Source organism: Streptomyces sp. NBC_00247 (assembly GCF_036188265.1).
Classification (GTDB): Bacteria; Actinomycetota; Actinomycetes; order Streptomycetales; family Streptomycetaceae; genus Streptomyces.
On record NZ_CP108093.1, the window covers coordinates 710383 to 732460 of the forward strand.

Genomic DNA, 22078 nt, shown 5'->3' on the forward strand with positions numbered 1-22078 from the left:
GTCACTTCCTCAGCTTCGCTTCGAGCAGGTCGATGTGGTGCTGGGTGAGGGGGACCAGGGAGAGGTCCGAGGGAGTGAGTCCTCCGGCGTCCGGGTTCTCGGCATGCGCGACGAGCGCTCCCAGCGCCTGGCGCCACAGCCCCGCCAGCCCGGCCACCCGGGCCTCGGTGAACAGGGCACCCGGCCAGGAGAGCGCGGCCCGCAACCGAGGGCCCTCCACCGTGTCCCGGGTGGCCGCGTTGATCTCCAGCACATGGGCGAACGGCAACTCCGCCTCACCCACACCCGAGCCCGCGTCACTCACCGAAGTCCAGTACTCCCCGCCGCCCTCACCCGAATCGGCCGCGAACCGGCCCAGATAGTTGAAGCCCACCAACGGCGCCGCCGAACCCCCCAGCACCGCACCCGTCTCCGCGTTCAGATACCGCAACAGACCGAACCCCAGACCCTGATCGGGCACCGCCCGCATCTGCTCCTTCACCTGCTTCAACGCACCGCCCACCTCCGGACCCGCCGCCGCGACCTCGGCCCAGCCCAACGGCCCCGGATCGACCCGCACCGGATACATGCTGGTGAACCAGCCCACCGTCCGCGACAGATCGTGCCCCGCACCCAGCAGATCCTCATGCCGCCCGTGACCCTCCACGTCCAGCAGCACACCCCCCTCCGCGAACTCCGGAGCCCACTGCCGCAACGCCAACGCCAACGCCGTCAACAACACGTCGTTCACCCCCGCCCGGAACACCGACGGCACCGTCGTCAGCAACTTCTCCGTCTCCCCCACCGAAAGATCGAGATCGACCGACCGGGCGGTCCCCAGGGTGTCTTCGACGGGGTCCAGCGGACGGGCGCCCAGAGGTGCGGATGATCCGGCCACCACGGCCTTCCAGTAGGGAAGTTGACTGGTCCAGCGGTCCTGTTCCGACGCCTCGGACAGTGCGGTGGCCCACCCCCGGAACGAGGTCCCCACCGGATCCAGCCCGACCGCACGCCCCTCCACCACCGCCCCGTACGCGGCAGCCAGATCCGGCAACAACACCCGCCACGACACCCCGTCCACCACCAAGTGATGCACCACCAGCAACAACCGGCCGTCCACCCCGGCCCCCCGGTCGAACCACACCAACCGAGCCATCACCCCCCGCTCCGGATCCAGCCCCCCACGAGCGACCGCCGCCTCCCGCTCCACCACCCCCGCCACGGCATCCGCGTCCAGCCCCACCACATCCACCCGACGCACCCACTCACCGGCCCGCACACCACCCGCCGCCGGCACCTCCAACGACCACCGGCCCCCCGCACCACGCCCCAACCGCATACGCAACACGTCATGGTGATCCACCACCGCCACGAAAGCCGCCACCAGATCCGACAGCACCACACCCGACGGCACCGGCACCACGTACGACTGGTTGAACTCCCGCACCGGACCACCACCCAACCGGAACCACTCCATGATCGGAGTCACCGGCACCACACCCACACCCACACGCCCGGCCGCCTCACCCGCACCGAGACCACCCGCCACCGCCGCCAACTCCCGGACCGTCCGACGCTCGAACACATCCCGCGCGGTGAAGACCAACCCCGCCCGCCGCGCCCGACTGACCAACTGGATCGACGCGATCGAATCACCACCCAGATCGAAGAACCCCTCATCGACGCCCACCCGCTCCAGACCCAGCACCCCCGCGAACACCTCGCGCAGCAACTCCTCCCGCGCGGAGACCGGGGTGGTCGGCTCCGAATCCTTCGCTGCGGAGGGAAGTCCGGGAGCGGGCAGGGCCTTCCTGTCGAGCTTGCCGTTCACGGTCAGCGGCAGCGCGTCCATGGTCACGAAGGCGGACGGCACCATGTACGCGGGCAGCCTGGCCGCGGCGTACTCTCCCAACTGCGCCGGATCGCCCACCACATAGGCGACGATCCGCTTGGCGCCCGGCCGGTCCTCACGGACGAGGACGCTCGCTTGCGAGACCTGCGGGTGCGAGGCGAGTACGGCCTCGATCTCGGCGGGCTCGATGCGGAACCCCCGGATCTTGACCTGGTCGTCCGCCCGGCCCACGTACTCCAGAGCCCCGTCCCGGGTCCACCGCACCACATCGCCCGTCCGGTACATACGCGTACCCGGAACCCCGAACGGATCCGCCGGGAACCGCTCCGCGGACAACCCCGCGCGCCCCAGGTAACCGTGCGCCACACCCGTTCCGGCCAGATACAACTCACCGGAGACCCCCGGCGCCACCAGGCGCAAACCCGCGTCGAGAACGTACGCGCGCATCCCGGCGAGCGGCCGGCCGATCGGGACGGAGCTACCGGGCTTCCGGTCGGCGGGGAACGGCCAGGCCGTGGCGAACGTGGTCGTCTCGGTCGGGCCGTAGACGTTCACCAGTCGCAGGTCCGGGCAGACCCGCCGCGCGAGGTCCGCCGCACCGATGTCGGCCGCCTCTCCCCCGAACCACACCTCGCGCAGCCCGGTCAGCGCGTCGGGGGCCTCCCGCACCAGCGCGTTGAAGAGCGCCGACGTCATGAACACCGTGGTCACGCCGTGCCGGGTCACGGCGTTCCGCAACTCCTGCGGACCCAGTTGGCCCCCGGCGGCCACGACCACGCGGCCGCCGCGCAGCAGCGGGGCCCACATCTCGTAGGTGGAGGCGTCGAAGGCGTGCGAAGAGTGCATCAGCACCCGCTCGTGCGCCGATCCGTCGAACGACGGGTCCAGGGCCAGGTCCGCCACGTTGCCGTGACTGACCACGACGCCCTTGGGCAGACCCGTCGTACCGGAGGTGTACATCACGTACGCGACCTGCTCGGCCGGGAACGCGGGGCCGGTCAGGGCCGTGGCCGGCAGGGCGGCCACCTCGGCGGCGACCTCGCCGAGGACCACGCAGCTCGTCTCGGCCGCCAGGCCCTCCGGGAGTTCGGCGCGGTCGGTGAGCAGGAGGGGGGCCTGTGCGTCCCGGACGATCCAGCTCAGCCGCTCCGCGGGATGGGCGTCGTGCAGCGGTACGTAGAATCCGCCCGCCTTCACGACCGCCAACTCCGCCACGACCAGGTCAACCGAACGGTCCAGGAGCAGTGCCACCGGCGTCCCCGCGGTCACCCCCCGCCCTCGCAGGTAGTGCGCCCACTGGTGGGACCGGGCGTCGAGCTGCGCGTACGTCAGAGACTCTCCGTCGCCGACGACGGCCGGCGCCCCCGGCGTCGAGGCGACCTGGCGGGCCAGGAGCTCGGGGAGGGAGGAACGGGGGGCGGTGCGCGGTCCCGTTCCCCACCGGTCGAGGTGGAGAGCGGTCTCCGCCGGGTCCAGCAGTTCCAGGGTACCGACGCGGCGGCCGGGGTCGGCCGCCACCTGGGCGAGCACCCGGCCGAAGCGCGCGCCGAGCGCGAGGACCGTCTCCGCGTCGAACAGGTCCTGGGCGTACTCCACTTCACCCGTGAGTCCGGCAGGCCGCCCCTCGGCGTCGAAGTCCGGGGCCAGCCCGAACGACAGGTCGAACTTGGCGACCGCGCTGCTCACCTCCTCGACGGAAGGGGTGATGCCGGGCAGGTCCAGGTCGGGTTCGGCGGTGTTCTGGAGGGTCAGCATGACCTGGAAGAGGGGGTGCCGGGCGAGCGAGCGCTCGGGGTTGAGGACCTCCACGAGCCGGTCGAAGGGCACGTCCTGGTGGGCGAAGGCGGACAGGTCAGCCTCCTTCACCCGGTCGAGGAGTTCGGCGAAGGTCGGATCACCCGACACGTCGGTCCGCAGGACCAGGGTGTTGACGAAGAAGCCGACCAGGTCATCCAGGGCGTCGTCGGTACGGCCCGCGACCCCGGTCCCGAGCGGGATGTCCGTACCGGCCCCCAGACGCGAGAAGAGTGCCGCGAGCGCGGCCTGGAGAACCATGAAGAGGCTCGTTCCGGTGTCCTGGGCGAGCACGGACAGCCGGGCGAGCGTGTCCGCGTCGAGCCGCCACGGAACCCGGCCGCCCCGGTAGGAGGCGACGGCGGGGCGGGTACGGTCGGTGGGCAGCTCCAGCGCCTCCGGCAGGCCGGCCAGGGTCTGCCGCCAGTAGGCGATCTGTTCGCTCATGGCGCTGTCGGGGTCGTCCTCGGTGCCGAGGGTCTCGCGCTGCCAGAGGGCGTAGTCGGCGTACTGGACCGGAAGGGCCGGCAGTTCCTCGCCCAGGTAGGCGCTCCGCAGGTCGCGCATCAGCGGCGCGAGGGACCATCCGTCGCCCGCGATGTGGTGCAGCACCACCAGGAGTACGTGATCCTCCGGCCCGATCACGAACAGCGAGGCGCGCACGGGCACTTCGCGCGCGAGGTCGAATCCACGCACCGACTCGGCGACGAGGGCGGCTGCCAGCTCCGACTCGTCCGTTTCGCACACCGGGAGGGAGATGCCTGCGGTGTCCAGTACGAGCTGGCGGGGACGTCCGTCGGTCTCGGGGAAGACCGTCCGCAACGCCTCATGACGCACCGTCACCCGCTCCAGCGCGGACCGCAGCAAAACCGCGTCCAACGGCCCCCGCAACCGGACCGCCAACGGAATGTTGTACATGCCCCCCTGACTGTCGAGCCGGTCCAAGAACCACAACCGCTGCTGCGCGAACGACAACGGCACCACCTCCGGCCGCACCACCGGCCGCACCGGCTCCCGCACCACCACACCAGCAGCACCCTCCAACCGCAGAGCCAGACCCGCCACCGTCGGCGCCTCGAACACCGCACGCACATCCAACTCACAACGCAACACCGACCGGACCCGGCTCACCAAACGCGTGGCCAGCAACGAATGCCCACCCAGCTCGAAGAACCCGTCATCGATCCCGACCCGCTCCACACCCAAAACCTCGGCGAAAATCCCGCACAACGCCACCTCACGCGCCGAACGAGGCCCACGCCCACCACCCACCACCCACTCCGGCACCGGCAACGAACGCCGGTCCAACTTCCCGCTCGCCGTCAGCGGCAACTCCTCCAACACCACAAAAGCCGAAGGAACCATGTACCCCGGAAGCCGAGAAGCCGCGTAATCCGCCAACCCCTCCACCCCACCCACCACATACGCCACCAACCGCTTCTCACCCGGCCGGTCCTCACGCACCACCACCGCCGCCCGCGACACACCCGCACACCCCGCGAGCACCGCCTCGACCTCACCCGGCTCGATCCGGAAACCACGGATCTTCACCTGATCATCAGCCCGCCCCACGAACTCCAACGTCCCGTCCGCACACCACCGCACCACATCCCCGGTCCGGTACATACGCGCCCCCACACCCCCGAACGGACACGCCACGAACCGCTCGGCCGTCAACCCCGCACGCCCCACATACCCACGCCCCACACCCACACCCGCGACGTACAACTCCCCCGCCACACCAACCGGCACCACCCGCAACCACTCGTCCAGCACGAACACCTCCGTACCCGACACCGGACGACCGATCCCCACAACACCCGAACCGTCCACCCGGCCCATCACCGAGTACACCGCCGTCTCCGTCGGCCCGTACCCGTTGGTCACGCTCTGCGCCACCGCACCCAACCGCGACGCCAACGAAGCCGAAACCGCCTCACCCCCCATCAGCACCCGCACACCCGCCAACGACTCCGGGACCTCAGCCACCAACGACTCCCAGAACGTAGGCGTGGCCTGCATGAACGTCGCCCCCGACGCCACCACCAACGCCCCCAGCCGCACCGGGTCCAACACCACATCCCGCTCCACCAGCACCAACCGCGCACCCGCCAGCAACGGAACAAAAATCTCCACATTCGAAATATCGAACCCGAACGTCGTCACCGCCACGAACCGGTCCGCCACCGACACCCCGAACCGCGCCCCCATGTCCGCCAACACGTTCTCCAGACCACCCCGGGTCACCCCCACACCCTTCGGCCGACCCGTCGAACCCGACGTGTACAACACATACGCCAGACAATCAGCCGACACCTCAGCGAACTCCACACCCGAAGGAACCCGCTCACCCTCCAAACCACCCGGACCATCCAGCAGCAACACCCCCTCCACCCAAGGAAGCCGCCCCACCACCTCAACCGAAGAGATCACACAATCCGGCGCCGCATCCTCCAGCACGAACGCCACCCGATCCGCCGGCAACGCCGGATCCACCGGAACGAACGCCGCACCCGCCTTCACCACCGCCCACAACGCCACCACCAGATCCAACGACCGCGACAACGCCACAGCCACCAACCGATCAGGCCCCACACCCCGACCCACCAACACCCGCGCCAGACGATCCGCACGAGCACCCAACTCCCCATACGTCAAAGACTCCCCACCACACACCACCGCCACCGCACCCGGCGACTCCACCACCCACCGCTCGAACCGCTCCACCAGACCCGCACCACCCACCACAGGCCCACCACGACCCCACTCCGCCAACAACCCACGCTCCGCACCACCCACCACATCCAACTCACCCACACACACATCAGGACGAGCGGCGAGGAGTTCGAGAGTGCGGGCCAGCCGACCGCAGAGGGCGGCGACCGTCTCCTGGTCGAAGAGGTCGAGGGCGTAGTCGACGTCGCCCTCGATGCCGGCCGGGCGGCCGTCCGCGTCAAAGGTCTCGCGGAGGTCGAAGGAGAGGTCGAACTTGGCGACGGTGCCCGCGATCTCCTCGACCGAGAGGCTGAGGCCGGGCAGGTTCAGCTCGGGTTCGGCGGTGTTCTGGAGGAGCAGCAGCACCTGGAAGAGCGGGTGCCTGGAGAGCGAGCGCTCCGGGTTGAGGACCTCCACCAGCCGCTCGAACGGCACGTCCTGGTGCGCGAAGGCCGACAGGTCCGACTCCCGCACCCGCGCGACGAGTTCACGGAAGGTCGGGTTCCCGGACACGTCCGTCCGCAGGACCAGCGTGTTGACGAAGAAGCCGACCAGGTCGTCCAGGGCGTCGTCGGTGCGCCCGGCGACTGCCGTGCCGAGGGGGATGTCGGTGCCGGCGCCGAGCCGGGAGAAGAGGGCCGCGAGCGCGGCCTGGAGCACCATGAAGACACTCGCCCCCGAGGTGCGCGCCAGCTCGGCGAGTGCGGCGTGGCTGTGTGCGTCCAGGCGCCAGCCGATCCTGCCTCCCCGATAGGAGGCGAGGGCGGGGCGGGGGCGGTCGGCCGGCAGCTCCAGTACCTCCGGAAGGTCCGCCAACCGTTCCTTCCAGTAGGAGAGTTGTTTCACGACAACGCTCTGCTGGTCGTCCTCCGACCCCAGTACTTCGCGCTGCCACAGGGCGTAGTCCGGGTACTGCACCGAAAGCGGGGCGAGTTCCCGCCCCAGGTAGGCCGTCTCCAGGTCCCGCATCAGCGGCGCGAGCGACCAACCGTCGGCGGCGATGTGGTGCAGCACGACCAGCAGGACGTGGGTACGGTCGTCCAGGGCGAAGAGCGTGGCCCGCACCGGAGGCCGCCCGGTGAGGTCGAAGGGGGCTTGCGCCTCCGTCTCCAGGGCCTCCCGCAGCGCACCGCCGTCGGTCACCTCGCGTACGGCGAAGGGCACTTCGGCCGTGGCGCGGATGTGCTGGCGAGGCTGTCCGTCGGCGTCGGGGAACACGGTCCGCAGGGACTCGTGGCGTGCCGCCACCGCTTCCAGCGCGGACCTCAGCGCCCGTACGTCGAGGTCTCCTTCGAGCCGGATCGCGAGGGGGATGTTGTACGTCCCGCCCGGGACGCCCAGGCGGTCCAGGAACCACAGCCGTCGCTGGGCGAACGACAGCGGAACGGTCTCCGGCCGTTCCCTCGCCTCCAGTGCCGCCCTGGCGGTGTCCGCGCCGGCCAGCACGCGGGCGAGCCCGGCGACCGTGGGGTGCTCGAACACGGTACGGATCGCGAGTTCCGCGTCGAGGGCGGTACGGATGCGGCTGACCAGTCGGGTGGCGAGCAGGGAGTGCCCGCCCAGCTCGAAGAAGTTGTCGTCGACGGTGACCTTCGGGGCACCCAGGACATCGGCGAAGACCTGGCAGAGGATCTCCTCCTGCGGGGTGCGCGGTCGGCGCCCGGCGGCGGCCGGGGCGGACGTCCCCTCGAAGACCGGGACGGGAAGCGCCTTCCTGTCGAGCTTGCCGTTGCCGGTGACGGGCAGCGTGTCCAGGGCGACGAACGCGGAGGGCACCATGTAGGCGGGGAGGCGGGCCGCCGCGTACTCACGCATCCCGTCCGTGTCACCGGCGACGACGTACGCGACGAGCTGCTGGTCGCCGGGGCGGTCCTCGCGGACCACGACGGCCACCTGGGCACTGCCCGTCCGGTCCGCGAGGACCGTCTCGATCTCGCCGAGCTCGATGCGGTAGCCGCGGATCTTCACCTGGTCGTCCGTGCGGCCGGCGAACTCGAGGGTGCCGTCGGAGCGCCACCGGACCATGTCACCGGTGCGGTACATCCGGGTGCCCTCCGCTCCGAAGGGGTTGGCCACGAATCGGCCGGAGGTGAGCGCGGACCGTCCGGCGTAGCCGCGGGCCACACAGGTTCCGGCCACGTACAGCTCACCCACGACACCGGGCGGAACCGGGCGCAGGGCGGTGTCCAGGACGTACACCCGCGAGTTCCACATGGGCGTGCCCAGCGAGAGGATCTCGGCGGGAATCTCGTCCTCGGGCTCCACGGTGAACGCGGTGCAGCCGACGGTGGTCTCGGTCGGGCCGTACTCGTTGACGACGCGCACGCCGGGATGACCTGCGCGCCAGTGGTCGAGGCGGGCGCCGGAGAGCGGTTCGCCGCCGAGGACGAGTTCGGCCGTCGGAGAGTAGGCGGCCGGCAGCTCCTCCAGGAGGGCGAGATGGCTGGGGGTGCCCTTGAGGAAGGCGACGCCGCCGGCCGGGACGGGTGCCTCCGGATCGGGGCCGCCGCCGGAGAACCGGGTCAGATGCACGCTGCCTCCGCTGATCAGGGGCGCGTACAGGCCGGTGACGGTGAGGTCGAAGGAGGCCGGCGAGTGGAGCAGGGTGCTGCGGCCGGCCGACGGGTACAGGTCGAGTGCCCAGAGGAGGTAGTTGACGACGGAGCGGTGCTCCACGACGACCCCCTTGGGGCGGCCGGTGGAACCCGAGGTGTAGATGGTGTACGCCGCGTGGTCGGGCAGCAGCGGGGAGCCGCGGTCGGCGTCGGTGAGGGGGGAGTCGGGCAGGGCGGCCAGCCGGTCCCGGAGGGCCGGGTCGTCCAGCAGGAGGACCGCCGGCGTGGCGCCCTCCGACGGGAGCCGGTCCGCGAGGTCGGTGGTGGTGAGGACGCAGACCGGGTCGGTCTCCTCGAACATTCCGGCGATCCGGCCGGCGGGGTGGTCCGGGTCCAGGGGGAGGTACCCGGCACCGGACTTGAGGACGGCGAGGAGCGCCACGACGAGTTCGGGCCGCTGCGGCAGCGCGACAGCCACCGTCCGGTCGGGTCCCGCGCCCCGCTCGACGAGGTGGCGGGCCAGCCGGTTGGCCCGGGAGTGCAGTTCGCGGTGGCTGAGGGAGATCCCGCCGTGTCCGACGGCCGGAGCGTCCGGGTGGGCGGCGGCGGCCTCCTCCAGCAGCGCGGTGAGAGTGGTGTCGGGGACGGCGCGACCGGTGTCGTTCCACTCGCCGACCACGCGGTCGTACGCGCCTTCGTCCAGCAGGTCGATGCTCGCGAGAGTGACGTCCGGGTCCGCGGTGGCCGCGGTGAGCAGGTCGCGCAGCCAGTCGGCGACGCGGGCGGCGGTGGCGGCGTCGAGGACGTCGGGACGGTAGTCGACGCGGAAGGAGAGCGCGTCGCCGGGCAGTCCCACGAGGCTGATCGCGTAGTGGGTCGCGTCGCGGGCGTCCACGTCGGTGATCTCCAGACCACCGGAGAGCGGTGGCGCCTGGTCCGGACCGAGCGGGTAGTTCTCGAAGACGGTGGTGGTGTCGAAGAGTTCGAGGTGCCCCGACTGGCTCTGGATGTCGCCCAGTTGGACGAACTGATGCGGGGTGAGCGCGGACTGGCGGTCCTGGAGGGCGGTGAAGAGATCGGCGAGCCTGTCTCCGTGTCTCCATGTCACCCGTACCGGAAGGGTGTTGATGAGCAGGCCGACCATGGTCTCGACGCCGGGCAGCTCGGGCGGCCGGCCGGAGACGGTGCCGCCGAAGACCACGTCCTCCCGGCCCAGCAGGCGGCCGAGGACGAGTCCCCAGGCGCCCTGCACCAGGGTGTTGAGGGTCCAGCCCCGGCTGCGGGCGAGCGCGGCGAGGGCCCCCGTCTCCTCCTGGGTCAGCTCGACCAGGGTGCTGTGCGGGACGACCGCCCCGCCCGCGCCGCCCGTGCCGAGCAGGGTGGGCTCGTCGAGGCCCGTCAGCTCGCGGGACCATGCGGCGAGGGCGGCGGGGCGGTCCTGGCGGGCCAGCCAGGAGAGGTAGTCCCGGTACGGCGGCACGCGGCGCATGCCCGTTTCGTCGCCGCCGCGCTCGTACAGCTCGAAGAGGTCGTCCAGCAGGACGGGCACGGACCAGCCGTCGAGCAGGATGTGGTGGACGGTGACGAGCAGCCGGTGCCGCCCGCCGGGCAGTGCGGCGAGCGTGAAGCGTACGAGCGGCGGGCGGGCCATGTCGAAGCGCCGGGACCGCTCCTTGTCGGCGAGTTCACCGTACGCGGCCTCCGCCCCTTCCCCCAGGTCACGGAGGTCGACTCGCTCGAAGGGGGTACGGACCTTGCGTCGGACGACCTGGAGGGGCTTGTCGAGGCCCTTGGACCGGAAGCCGGCCCGTAGGTTGGGGTGTCGGCGAAGAAGGGCTTCGGCGGCGGTCCGCAGGCGTGCGGTGTCCAGGAGACCGGACATCTCGACGGCGATCTGGACGGTGTAGAGGTCCGGACCCTCGTCCTCGTAGAGCGCGTGGAACAGCAGCCCTTCCTGGAGGGACGAGAGAGGCAGAACGTCCTCGATCGCGGACTTCGGCTTCCTGGACGACTTCGCGGAACCAGCCTGGTCCGCCGACGGTACCGCCTGTGCCGACTTCCTCATGTTCTTGCCTTTCCGGTGTGCGACGGGGTGAGGGTTTGCTGGTGCGGGCCGATTCACGAGTGGCTGTCGCCGTCGTCGTCGAACTCGAGGTCGTCGAAGTCGTCGTCGTACAGGGCTTCCTCTTCTTCGAGGAGGTCGATGTGGTGCTGGGTGAGGGGGACCAGGGAGAGGTCCGAGGGAGTGAGTCCTCCGGCGTCCGGGTTCTCGGCATGCGCGACGAGCGCTCCCAGCGCCTGGCGCCACAGCCCCGCCAGCCCGGCCACCCGGGCCTCGGTGAACAGGGCACCCGGCCAGGAGAGCGCGGCCCGCAACCGAGGGCCCTCCACCGTGTCCCGGGTGGCCGCGTTGATCTCCAGCACATGGGCGAACGGCAACTCCGCCTCACCCACACCCGAGCCCGCGTCACTCACCGAAGTCCAGTACTCCCCGCCACCCTCACCCGAATCGGCCGCGAACCGGCCCAGATAGTTGAAGCCCACCAACGGCGCCGCCGAACCCCCCAGCACCGCACCCGTCTCCGCGTTCAGATACCGCAACAGACCGAACCCCAGACCCTGATCGGGCACCGCCCGCATCTGCTCCTTCACCTGCTTCAACGCACCGCCCACCTCCGGACCCGCCGCCGCGACCTCGGCCCAGCCCAACGGCCCCGGATCGACCCGCACCGGATACATGCTGGTCAACCAGCCCACCGTCCGCGACAGATCGTGCCCCGCACCCAGCAGATCCTCATGCCGCCCGTGACCCTCCACGTCCAGCAGCACACCCCCCTCCGCGAACTCCGGAGCCCACTGCCGCAACGCCAACGCCAACGCCGTCAACAACACGTCGTTCACCCCCGCCCGGAACACCGACGGCACCGTCGTCAGCAACTTCTCCGTCTCCCCCACCGAAAGATCGAGATCGACCGACCGGGCGGTCCCCAGGGTGTCTTCGACGGGGTCCAGCGGACGGGCGCCCAGAGGTGCGGATGATCCGGCCACCACGGCCTTCCAGTAGGGAAGTTGACTGGTCCAGCGGTCCTGTTCCGACGCCTCGGACAGTGCGGTGGCCCACCCCCGGAACGAGGTCCCCACCGGATCCAGCCCGACCGCACGCCCCTCCACCACCGCCCCGTACGCGGCAGCCAGATCCGGCAACAACACCCGCCACGACACCCCGTCCACCACCAAGTGATGCACCACCAGCAACAACCGGCCGTCCACCCCGGCCCCCCGGTCGAACCACACCAACCGAGCCATCACCCCCCGCTCCGGATCCAGCCCCCCACGAGCGACCGCCGCCTCCCGCTCCACCACCCCCGCCACGGCATCCGCGTCCAGCCCCACCACATCCACCCGACGCACCCACTCACCGGCCCGCACACCACCCGCCGCCGGCACCTCCAACGACCACCGGCCCCCCGCACCACGCCCCAACCGCATACGCAACGCGTCATGGTGATCCACCACCGCCACGAAAGCCGCCACCAGATCCGACAGCACCACACCCGACGGCACCGGCACCACGTACGACTGGTTGAACTCCCGCACCGGACCACCACCCAACCGGAACCACTCCATGATCGGAGTCACCGGCACCACACCCACACCCACACGCCCGGCCGCCTCACCCGCACCGAGACCACCCGCCACCGCCGCCAACTCCCGGACCGTCCGACGCTCGAACACATCCCGCGCGGTGAAGACCAACCCCGCCCGCCGCGCCCGACTGACCAACTGGATCGACGCGATCGAATCACCACCCAGATCGAAGAACCCCTCATCGACGCCCACCCGCTCCAGACCCAGCACCCCCGCGAACACCTCGCGCAGCAACTCCTCCGTAGCCGAGCCGGAATCGGTGGGCTCGGCCCTCTCGGCGGGGACGAGGAGCCGAGGGGCGGGCAGGGCTCGCTTGTCGAGCTTGCCGTTCACCGTCAGCGGCAGAGCCTCCAGGGCGACGAACGCGGAGGGGACCATGTACGCGGGCAGGCGGCCGGTGGCGTACTCACGCAGTTGCTCGGGTGCGCCGACGACGTAGGCCACCAGCTGCCGGTCGCCGGGACGGTCCTCCCGTACCGCCACCGCCACCTGGTCGACCTGCGGGTGCGAGGCGAGTACGGCCTCGATCTCGGCGGGCTCGATGCGGAACCCCCGGATCTTGACCTGGTCGTCCGCCCGGCCCACGTACTCCAGAGCCCCGTCCCGGGTCCACCGCACCACATCGCCCGTCCGGTACATACGCGTACCCGGAACCCCGAACGGATCCGCCGGGAACCGCTCCGCGGACAACCCCGCACGCCCCAGATAACCGTGCGCCACACCCGTACCGGCCAGATACAACTCACCGGAGACCCCCGGCGCCACCAGACGCAAACCCGCGTCGAGAACGTACGCCCGCATCCCGGCGAGCGGCCGGCCGATCGGAACGGAGCTACCGGGCTTCCGGTCGGCGGGGACCCGCCAGGCCGTGGCGAACGTGGTCGTCTCGGTCGGACCGTAGCCGTTCACCAGACGCAGGTCCGGGCAGACCCGCCGCGCGAGGTCCACCGCGCCGATGTCGGCCGCCTCTCCCCCGAACCACACCTCGCGCATTCCCGCGAGTGAGTCGGCGGCCTCCCGAACGAGGACGTTGAACAGGGCCGCCGTCATGAAGGTGGAGGTCACGCCGTGCCGGGTGACGGCGGCGCGGAGCTCGTCCGGGCCCAGTTGGCCTCCGGGCGCGACGACCACGCGGCCGCCGCGCAGCAGCGGGGCCCACATCTCGTAGGTGGAGGCGTCGAAGGCGTGCGAAGAGTGCATCAGCACCCGCTCGTGCGCCGATCCGTCGAACGACGGGTCCAGGGCCAGGTCCGCCACGTTGCCGTGACTGACCACGACGCCCTTGGGCAGACCCGTCGTACCGGAGGTGTACATCACGTACGCGACCTGCTCGGCCGGTATCTCACCACCGGCGAACGTGCCGGCCGGCAGCGCGGCGGCCTCGTCGGCGACCTCGCTCAGTACGACGCAGTCGGCCTCGTCGGCGAGCCCCTCGGGGAGCTCGGCCCGGTCGGTCAGCAGGAGCCGCGCCCGAGCGTCGCGCACGATCCACCTCAGCCGGTCCGCCGGGTACGCGTCGTGCAGGGGTACGTAGTGCCCGCCCGCCTTCACCACGGCCAGCTCGGCCACCACCAGCTCGACGGACCGGTCCAGCAGCAGAGCCACCGGCGTCCCGGCCACGACTCCCCGGCCGCGCAGGAAGCGCGCCCAGCGGTTGGACCGGGCCTCCAGCTCGGCGTACGTGACCTCCCCCTCGTCCGCGACGACGGCGATCGCGTCGGGAGTCTCCATGACTTGCTGCTCGAAGAACTCCACGATCGACAGGTGCGGCGAGGGCCTGCCGGAGCCGCCCCAGTCCTCGAGCAGGCGGGTGCGCTCGGCCGGTTCGAGGAGGGTCAGCTCGTCGACGCGGCGGGCAGGGTCCTCGGCGGCCTCACCCAGTACCCGGCCGAGGCGTTCGCACAGGATCTGGACGGTCTCCCGGTCGAACAGGTCCTGCGCGTACTCGACTTCGCCGATGATCCCCGCCGGGCTGCCCGTCTCGCCGAACTCCTCCCGCAGGTCGAAGAGGAGGTCGAACTTGGCCGGGGCGTCGCCGGTGGGCACCAGGGAGGGGGTGATGCCGGGCAGGTCCAGGTCGGGTTCGGCGGTGTTCTGGAGGGTCAGCATGACCTGGAAGAGGGGGTGCCGGGCGAGCGAGCGCTCGGGGTTGATCAGCTCCACCAGCCGGTCGAAGGGCACGTCCTGACGGTCGAAGGCCGTCAGGTCCGTCTCCCTGACCCGGTCGAGGAGTTCGGCGAAGGCCGGATTCCCTGACACGTCGGTCCGCAGCACCACCGTGTTCACGAAGAAGCCGACCAGCTCGTCCAGGGCGTCGTCGGAACGTCCCGCCACCGCGGTGCCGAGGGGAATGTCGTGTCCGGCACCGAGCCGGCAGAGGAGCGCGGCAAGACCGGCCTGGAGGACCATGAACAGGCTCGCACCGGATTCCCCGGCCAGCCCGGCCAGCGCGGCGTGCGTGCCTGCGTCGAGACGCCACCGGACCCGGCCGCCCCGGTAGGAGGCGACGGCGGGACGGGTACGGTCGGTGGGCAGCTCCAGCACCTCCGGCAGATCCGCCAACTGCTTCTTCCAGTAGGCGAGATGTGCGGCCATGGCGCTGTCGGGGTCGTCCTCGGTGCCGAGGGTCTCGCGCTGCCAGAGGGCGTAGTCGGCGTACTGGACCGGAAGGGCCGGCAGTTCCTCGCCCAGGTAGGCGCACCGCAGGTCGCGCATCAGCGGCGCGAGGGACCATCCGTCGCCCGCGATGTGGTGCAGCACCACCAGGAGTACGTGATCCTCCGGCCCGATCACGAACAGCTCGGCACGCAGCGGAGGTTCGGCGGTCAGATCGAAGGAGCGGTTCGCCGACACGGTCAGCGCCGCGTGCAGCTCCTCCTCGGGCACCTCCCTCAGGGGCAGGGGGACCGTGATGGTGTCCAGTACGAACTGGCGGGGACGTCCGTCGGTCTCGGGGAAGACCGTCCGCAACGCCTCATGACGCACCGTCACCCGCTCCAGCGCGGACCGCAGCAAAACCGCGTCCAACGGCCCCCGCAACCGGACCGCCAACGGAATGTTGTACATACCCCCCTGACTGTCGAGCCGGTCCAAGAACCACAACCGCTGCTGCGCGAACGACAACGGCACCACCTCCGGCCGCACCACCGGCCGCACCGGCTCCCGCACCACCACACCAGCCGCACCCTCCAACCGCAGAGCCAGACCCGCCACCGTCGGCGCCTCGAACACCGCACGCACATCCAACTCACAACGCAACACCGACCGGACCCGGCTCACCAAACGCGTGGCCAGCAACGAATGCCCACCCAGCTCGAAGAACCCGTCATCGATCCCGACCCGCTCCACACCCAAAACCTCGGCGAAAATCCCGCACAACGCCACCTCACGCGCCGAACGAGGCCCACGCCCACCACCCACCACCCACTCCGGCACCGGCAACGAACGCCGGTCCAACTTCCCGCTCGCCGTCAGCGGCAACTCCTCCAACACCACAAAAGCCGAAGGAACCATGTACCCCGGAAGCCGAGAAGCCGCGTAATCCGCCAACCCCTCCACCCCACCCACCACATACGCCACCAACCGCTTCTCACCCGGCCGGTCCTCACGCACCACCACCGCCGCCCGCGACACACCCGCACACCCCGCAAGCACCGCCTCGACCTCACCCGGCTCGATCCGGAAACCACGGATCTTCACCTGATCATCAGCCCGCCCCACGAACTCCAACGTCCCGTCCGCACACCACCGCACCACATCCCCGGTCCGGTACATACGCGCCCCCACACCCCCGAACGGACACGCCACGAACCGCTCGGCCGTCAACCCCGCACGCCCCACATACCCACGCCCCACACCCACACCCGCGACGTACAACTCCCCCGCCACACCAACCGGCACCACCCGCAACCACTCGTCCAGCACGAACACCTCCGTACCCGACACCGGACGACCGATCCCCACAACACCCGAACCAGCACCGCCGACCCCGCCAGCACCGCCGACCCCGCCGACCCCGCCGACCCCGCCGACCACCGAGTACACCGCCGTCTCCGTCGGCCCGTACCCGTTGGTCACGCTCTGCGCCACCGCACCCAACCGCGACGCCAACGAAGCCGAAACCGCCTCACCCCCCATCAGCACCCGCACACCCGCCAACGACTCCGGGACCTCAGCCACCAACGACTCCCAGAACGTAGGCGTGGCCTGCATGAACGTCGCCCCCGACGCCACCACCAACGCCCCCAGCCGCACCGGGTCCAACACCACATCCCGCTCCACCAGCACCAACCGCGCACCCGCCAGCAACGGAACAAAAATCTCCACATTCGAAATATCGAACCCGAACGTCGTCACCGCCACGAACCGGTCCGCCACCGACACCCCGAACCGCGCCCCCATGTCCGCCAACACGTTCTCCAGACCACCCCGGGTCACCCCCACACCCTTCGGCCGACCCGTCGAACCCGACGTGTACAACACATACGCCAGACAATCAGCCGACACCTCAGCGAACTCCACACCCGAAGGAACCCGCTCACCCTCCAAACCACCCGGACCATCCAGCAGCAACACCCCCTCCACCCAAGGAAGCCGCCCCACCACCTCAACCGAAGAGATCACACAATCCGGCGCCGCATCCTCCAGCACGAACGCCACCCGATCCGCCGGCAACGCCGGATCCACCGGAACGAACGCCGCACCCGCCTTCACCACCGCCCACAACGCCACCACCAGATCCAACGACCGCGACAACGCCACAGCCACCAACCGATCAGGCCCCACACCCCGACCCACCAACACCCGCGCCAGACGATCCGCACGAGCACCCAACTCCCCATACGTCAACGACTCCCCACCACACACCACCGCCACCGCACCCGGCGACTCCACCACCCACCGCTCGAACCGCTCCACCAGTCCCGCACCACCCACCACAGGCCCACCACGACCCCACTCCGCCAACAACCCACGCTCCGCTCCACCCACCACATCCAACTCACCCACACACACATCAGGACGAGCGGAGACCTGCGCGAGGAGACTGCCGAGCCGACCGCAGAGGGCCCGCACGGTCGGCAGGTCGAAGAGGTCGTGGGCGAACTCCACCTCGCCCTCGATGCCGGCCGGGCGGCCGTCCGCGTCAAAGGTCTCGCGGAGGTCGAAGGAGAGGTCGAACTTGGAGATGCCGCCGGAGATCCCTTCCAGGGACGGGGTGATGCCGGGCAGTGCGAGGTCGGGTTCCGGAGTGTTCTGGAGGAGCAGCATCACCTGGAAGAGCGGGTGCCTGGAGAGCGAGCGCTCCGGGTTGAGGACCTCCACCAGCCGCTCGAACGGCACGTCCTGGTGCGCGAAGGCCGACAGGTCCGACTCCCGCACCCGCGCGACGAGTTCACGGAAGGTCGGGTTCCCGGACACGTCCGTCCGCAGGACCAGCGTGTTGACGAAGAAGCCGACCAGGTCGTCCAGGGCCTCGTCCGACCGGCCCGCGACCGCCGTCCCCAGCACGATGTCCTGACCGGCGCCGAGCCGGGAGAAGAGGGCCGAGACCGCGGCCTGGAGCACCATGAAGACACTCGCCCCGGTGTCTCTCGCCAGCGCGGTCAGCGCCGTGTGGGCCGCCGCGTCGAGGCTCCAGTCGGTACGACTGCCGCGGTAGGAGGCAACCGCCGGCCGCGCCCGGTCGGTCGGGAGCTCCGAGATCTCCGGCAGGTTCGCCAGGCGCTCGCTCCAGAAGGCCAGTTGCCGGGAGGAGAGGCTCTGCGGGTCGCCCTCGGAACCGAGGACCTCTTGCTGCCACAGCGTGTAGTCGGCGTACTGGAGTGGGAGCGGCGGGAGTTCGCGTCCCGTGTACGCCGCCTCCAGGTCCCGCATCAGCGGCGCGAGCGACCAGCCGTCGCCCGCGATGTGGTGCAGCACCAGCAGCAGCACATGGAATTCCGGTCCGGTGACGAACAACTCCGCACGAAGCAGCGGGCCTTGTGTCAGATCGAAACCGCGCGCGGCCGACTCGGCCAGCCGGTCGCCCAGCTCGTCCGCCGCCACCTCTCGCACCGCGAGGGGGACGGGGGCGGGCTCCAGGATCAGCTGCCGCGGTTCCTCCTCCACCACCGGGAACACCGTGCGCAGGGACTCGTGCCGGGCCGCCACCGTGTCCAGTGCGACGCTCAACGTGTCCACGTCCAGGGGGCCTCGCAGGCGGATCGCGAGGGGGATGTTGTACGTGCCGCTCTCCGCTTCCAGCCGGTCCAGGAACCACAGCCGTCGCTGGGCGAACGACAGGGGAAGGATCTCCGGCCGGTTCCGGACGCCCGGCGGGGGAACCGCCGCCGGGCCGTCGCCCGGCGCTCCGCCGTGCTGGAGGCGTGCGGCGAGTCCCGCCACCGTGGGCGCTTCGAAGACGTCGCGGACCGAGACGTCGACGCCGAGCGCGGCACGGACGCGGCCGACGAGGCGGGTGGCGAGCAGGGAGTGCCCGCCCAGCTCGAAGAAGTCGTCGTCGACGGTGACCCGGGGGACGCCCAGTACCTCGGCGAAGTGGGCGCAGAGGATCTCCTCGCCGGCGGTCCGGGGTGCGCGTCCTTCGCCGGCCGTGGTCGCGGGGGCCGGCAGCGCCTTGCGGTCAAGCTTGCCGTTGAGGGTGAGGGGCAGGGCGTCCAGGGTGACGAGCGCGGCCGGGAGCATGTATTCGGGCAGCTTGGCGGCGGCGTGCTCCTTCAGTTCCCAGAACTCCGGCGGGGCGGCCGCGGTGGCCGGGGTGACGTATCCGACGAGGCGCTGAAGGCCGGAGGCGTCCTCGCGGACCACGACGACGGCCTGGCCGACCCGCGGGTGCGTGGCGAGGGCCGATTCGATCTCGCCGAGCTCGACGCGGTGGCCGCGGACCTTGACCTGGTGATCGCGGCGTTCCAGGAACACCAGGCGGCCCTCGCCGTCGTGCCGGACGAAGTCGCCACTGCGGTACATCCGCGCACCGGGTGTGCCGGAGAACGGGTCGGCGACGAACACGGCCGCCGTGCGCACCTGGTCGGCGAGGTAACCCCGCCCGACTCCGGTGCCCGCCACGTACAGCTCACCGGGGCTGCCGGCCGGGACGGGGCGGAGCCGGTCGTCCAGGACGTAGAGCCGGGTGTTGCGGACCGGGCGGCCTACGGGGACGGCCGCGCCGTCGCCGAGGGCGCCGAGGAAGCCCGTGTCGAGGACGGCGTGCGTGACGTCGTCGGAGCACTCGGTGGGACCGAACGCGTTGATCAGCGGGATCGCCGGGTACGCGCGCAGCCAGCGGGCGCACACCTCGGGCGGCAACGCCTCGCCGGTGACCATGAGCAGCCGCAGGGCGGGAAGGGCGGGCGGCGCCGTACGGGCGGACGACCAGCCGTCCAGGGCGGCGCGCAGCAGGGAGGGGACGACCTCCAGCACGGGGACGCGCTCGTCGGCGGTGACGGCGAACAGCTTCCACGGGTCCGAGGCGGTGTCCCGGTCGACGACGCGCACCGTGCCGCCGACGGCGAGCGGGGCGAGCATCTGCCAGACGGAGATGTCGAAGGTGAGCGGTGCGTTCTGGACGACGGTGTCGGCGGCGGTGAGTCCGCAGTCCTCGATCTTGGCGAGGAGGTGGTTGTTCATGCCCCGGTGGTGGACCATCGCGCCCTTGGGGGCTCCGGTCGAGCCCGAGGTGAAGATGATGTAGGCGAGGTCGTCGGGGCTCGCCGCGACCGGGGGTTCCCAGCGGCGGCCCGCGCCGCTCTCGACCACCACGCGCACGTCGAGGCCGGCCGCGGTCTCCACGCCGGCCGCCTCGGAACGGCGGGGGACCACGAGGGCCTTCGCCCCGCACCGCTCCAGGAGCGACCGGGTGCGCGCCGCGGGCGCCGACGGGTCCAGGGGGACGTACGCGGCTCCGGCCGCCATCACCGCGAGTACGGCGGCGACGAACCAGGCACCCGGCACGGCCGACAGCGCCACCACGTCGCCCCGGCCCGTGCCCGCCGCGCGCAGGTCGTGGGTGATGGCGGCGGCCCGGGAGGCAAGCTGGGCGTAGGTGACGGGGGTCGCGTCGGTGTCGACGACCGCGAGGGCGTCCGGTCTGGCCTCCGCATGCTCCTGGACGCGGCGGACGATGTGGTGCAGGCCGCCGTCGTCGGTGACGGCGGTGTCGTTCCAGGTGGTCAGGACCAGCTCGCGCTCGGTGTCCTCCAGGACGTCGATCCGTCCGATCGGGGCGTCGGGGTGGGCGAGGGCCCGGGACAGGAAGCGCAGCAGCCGGCGGTGGTGGGTGGCGATCTCCTCGTCGGTGTACAGGTCGCTGTTGCCGTCGAGGTTCAGCGTCACCTCCCGGCCGTCGTTGCGGTCGATCGCGCTGACCTCGATGTCGTCGACGACACCGTTGGAGAGGTTGTGGGCGGTGACGGGGTGGCCCCCGAAGGTGACGTCGTAGTCGAAGGGCATCACGTTGACGACCACTCCGGCGGTACGGTTTCCGCCGCCCGCCGCCTGGAGATCGCGGGTGATGTCCTCCTGCCGGTAGCGCTGGTGGCGTACGGCGGAACGCGCCTCCACCGCGCATCGGCGCACCAGTTCGGTGAACGTGGTCTCCGGTGAGACGTCCAGGACGAGGGGCAGGATGTTCGAGGCCACGCCGGGCGTGACGCGCAGGACCGGGGTGGTGCGCGCCTGGAGGGGGAAGCCCAGCGACAGGGTGCGGGTGCCGGCGACGGTGTGCAGATAGCCGCCGACGGCCGCGAGCAGGCCGATCGGCCAGGGCGCCCGGCCGTCCCGGGAGACGCGCTTGAGGTCGTCCATCAGCTCCGCCGGCACGGGAGCGCAGCTGCGCCGGAAGGCGAGGGTGGCCGGGGCCGTGCGGGCGGTCAGCGAGACGGCCTCGGGCCTGAGTGCCATCCGGGAACGCCAGAACTCCTGGTCCTCGGTGAACTTCGCGGACGCCCGGTAGCCGGTGTCCTCGGCGATGAACTCGTCCAGGGTGGCGAAGACGCGCGGGCTCCAGCCGGTGCCGGCGACCAGCGCGGTGTAGATCTCGGCCAGCCGCTGGCAGTAGATACGGCCGCCCATGCCGTCGCCGATGAGGTGGTGGTTGCGCTGGTAGTAGAGGAAGCAGTTCTCGGAGATCTTGAACAGGACGTCCTCGAAGTACGGTCCGTCCGCCATGTCGACGGGCTGGACGAGCCGGTGCCTCATGATCCGCACGGCTTCGTCGCGGCCGTCGGCCCGCTCGCTGAGGTCGAGGTGTTCCAGCCGGATCGCCCGGGGGTCGGGGCGCTGCCACAGGCCGTCCTCGTCCTCGAGGAAGCGGACCCGCACGGTGTCCATCTCCTCAAGGGTGAGGACGAGCGCCCGGCCGAAGAGGTCCGCGTCGACGGGGCCGTGGATCTCCAGGTACTCGCTGGTCACGAACGCGTTGTCCGGGTTCAGCTGCTGCGCGTACCAGACTCCCTGTTGCGCGGCGGTGAGCGGCCGGCGCTCGTCGCTGGACGTGGCCGCGGACGCGGACGTGGTCATGTTGAATCTCCCCGAAGTC

Annotated in this window: 2 protein-coding genes; both read right to left on the reverse strand. The window is 71.0% G+C overall.

Annotation, left to right across the window (positions count from 1 at the left end):
- Position 1: 1 nt before the first annotated feature.
- Positions 2 to 10960: a non-ribosomal peptide synthetase gene (locus tag OHT52_RS02810; RefSeq protein ID WP_328718508.1), complete on the reverse strand. Its 10959-nt coding sequence runs from the start codon at positions 10958 to 10960 to the stop codon at positions 2 to 4.
- A gap of 53 nt (positions 10961 to 11013) precedes the next feature.
- Positions 11014 to 22059: a non-ribosomal peptide synthetase gene (locus tag OHT52_RS02815; protein ID WP_328718509.1), complete on the reverse strand. Its 11046-nt coding sequence runs from the start codon at positions 22057 to 22059 to the stop codon at positions 11014 to 11016.
- Between the last annotated feature and the right edge of the window lie 19 nt (positions 22060 to 22078).

Coding starts and splice junctions, on each gene's coding strand:
- OHT52_RS02815 (WP_328718509.1), bottom strand. CDS start 22,059: ATGACCACGTCCGCGTCCGCGGCCACGTCCAGCGACGAGCGCCGGCCG.
- OHT52_RS02810 (WP_328718508.1), bottom strand. CDS start 10,960: ATGAGGAAGTCGGCACAGGCGGTACCGTCGGCGGACCAGGCTGGTTCC.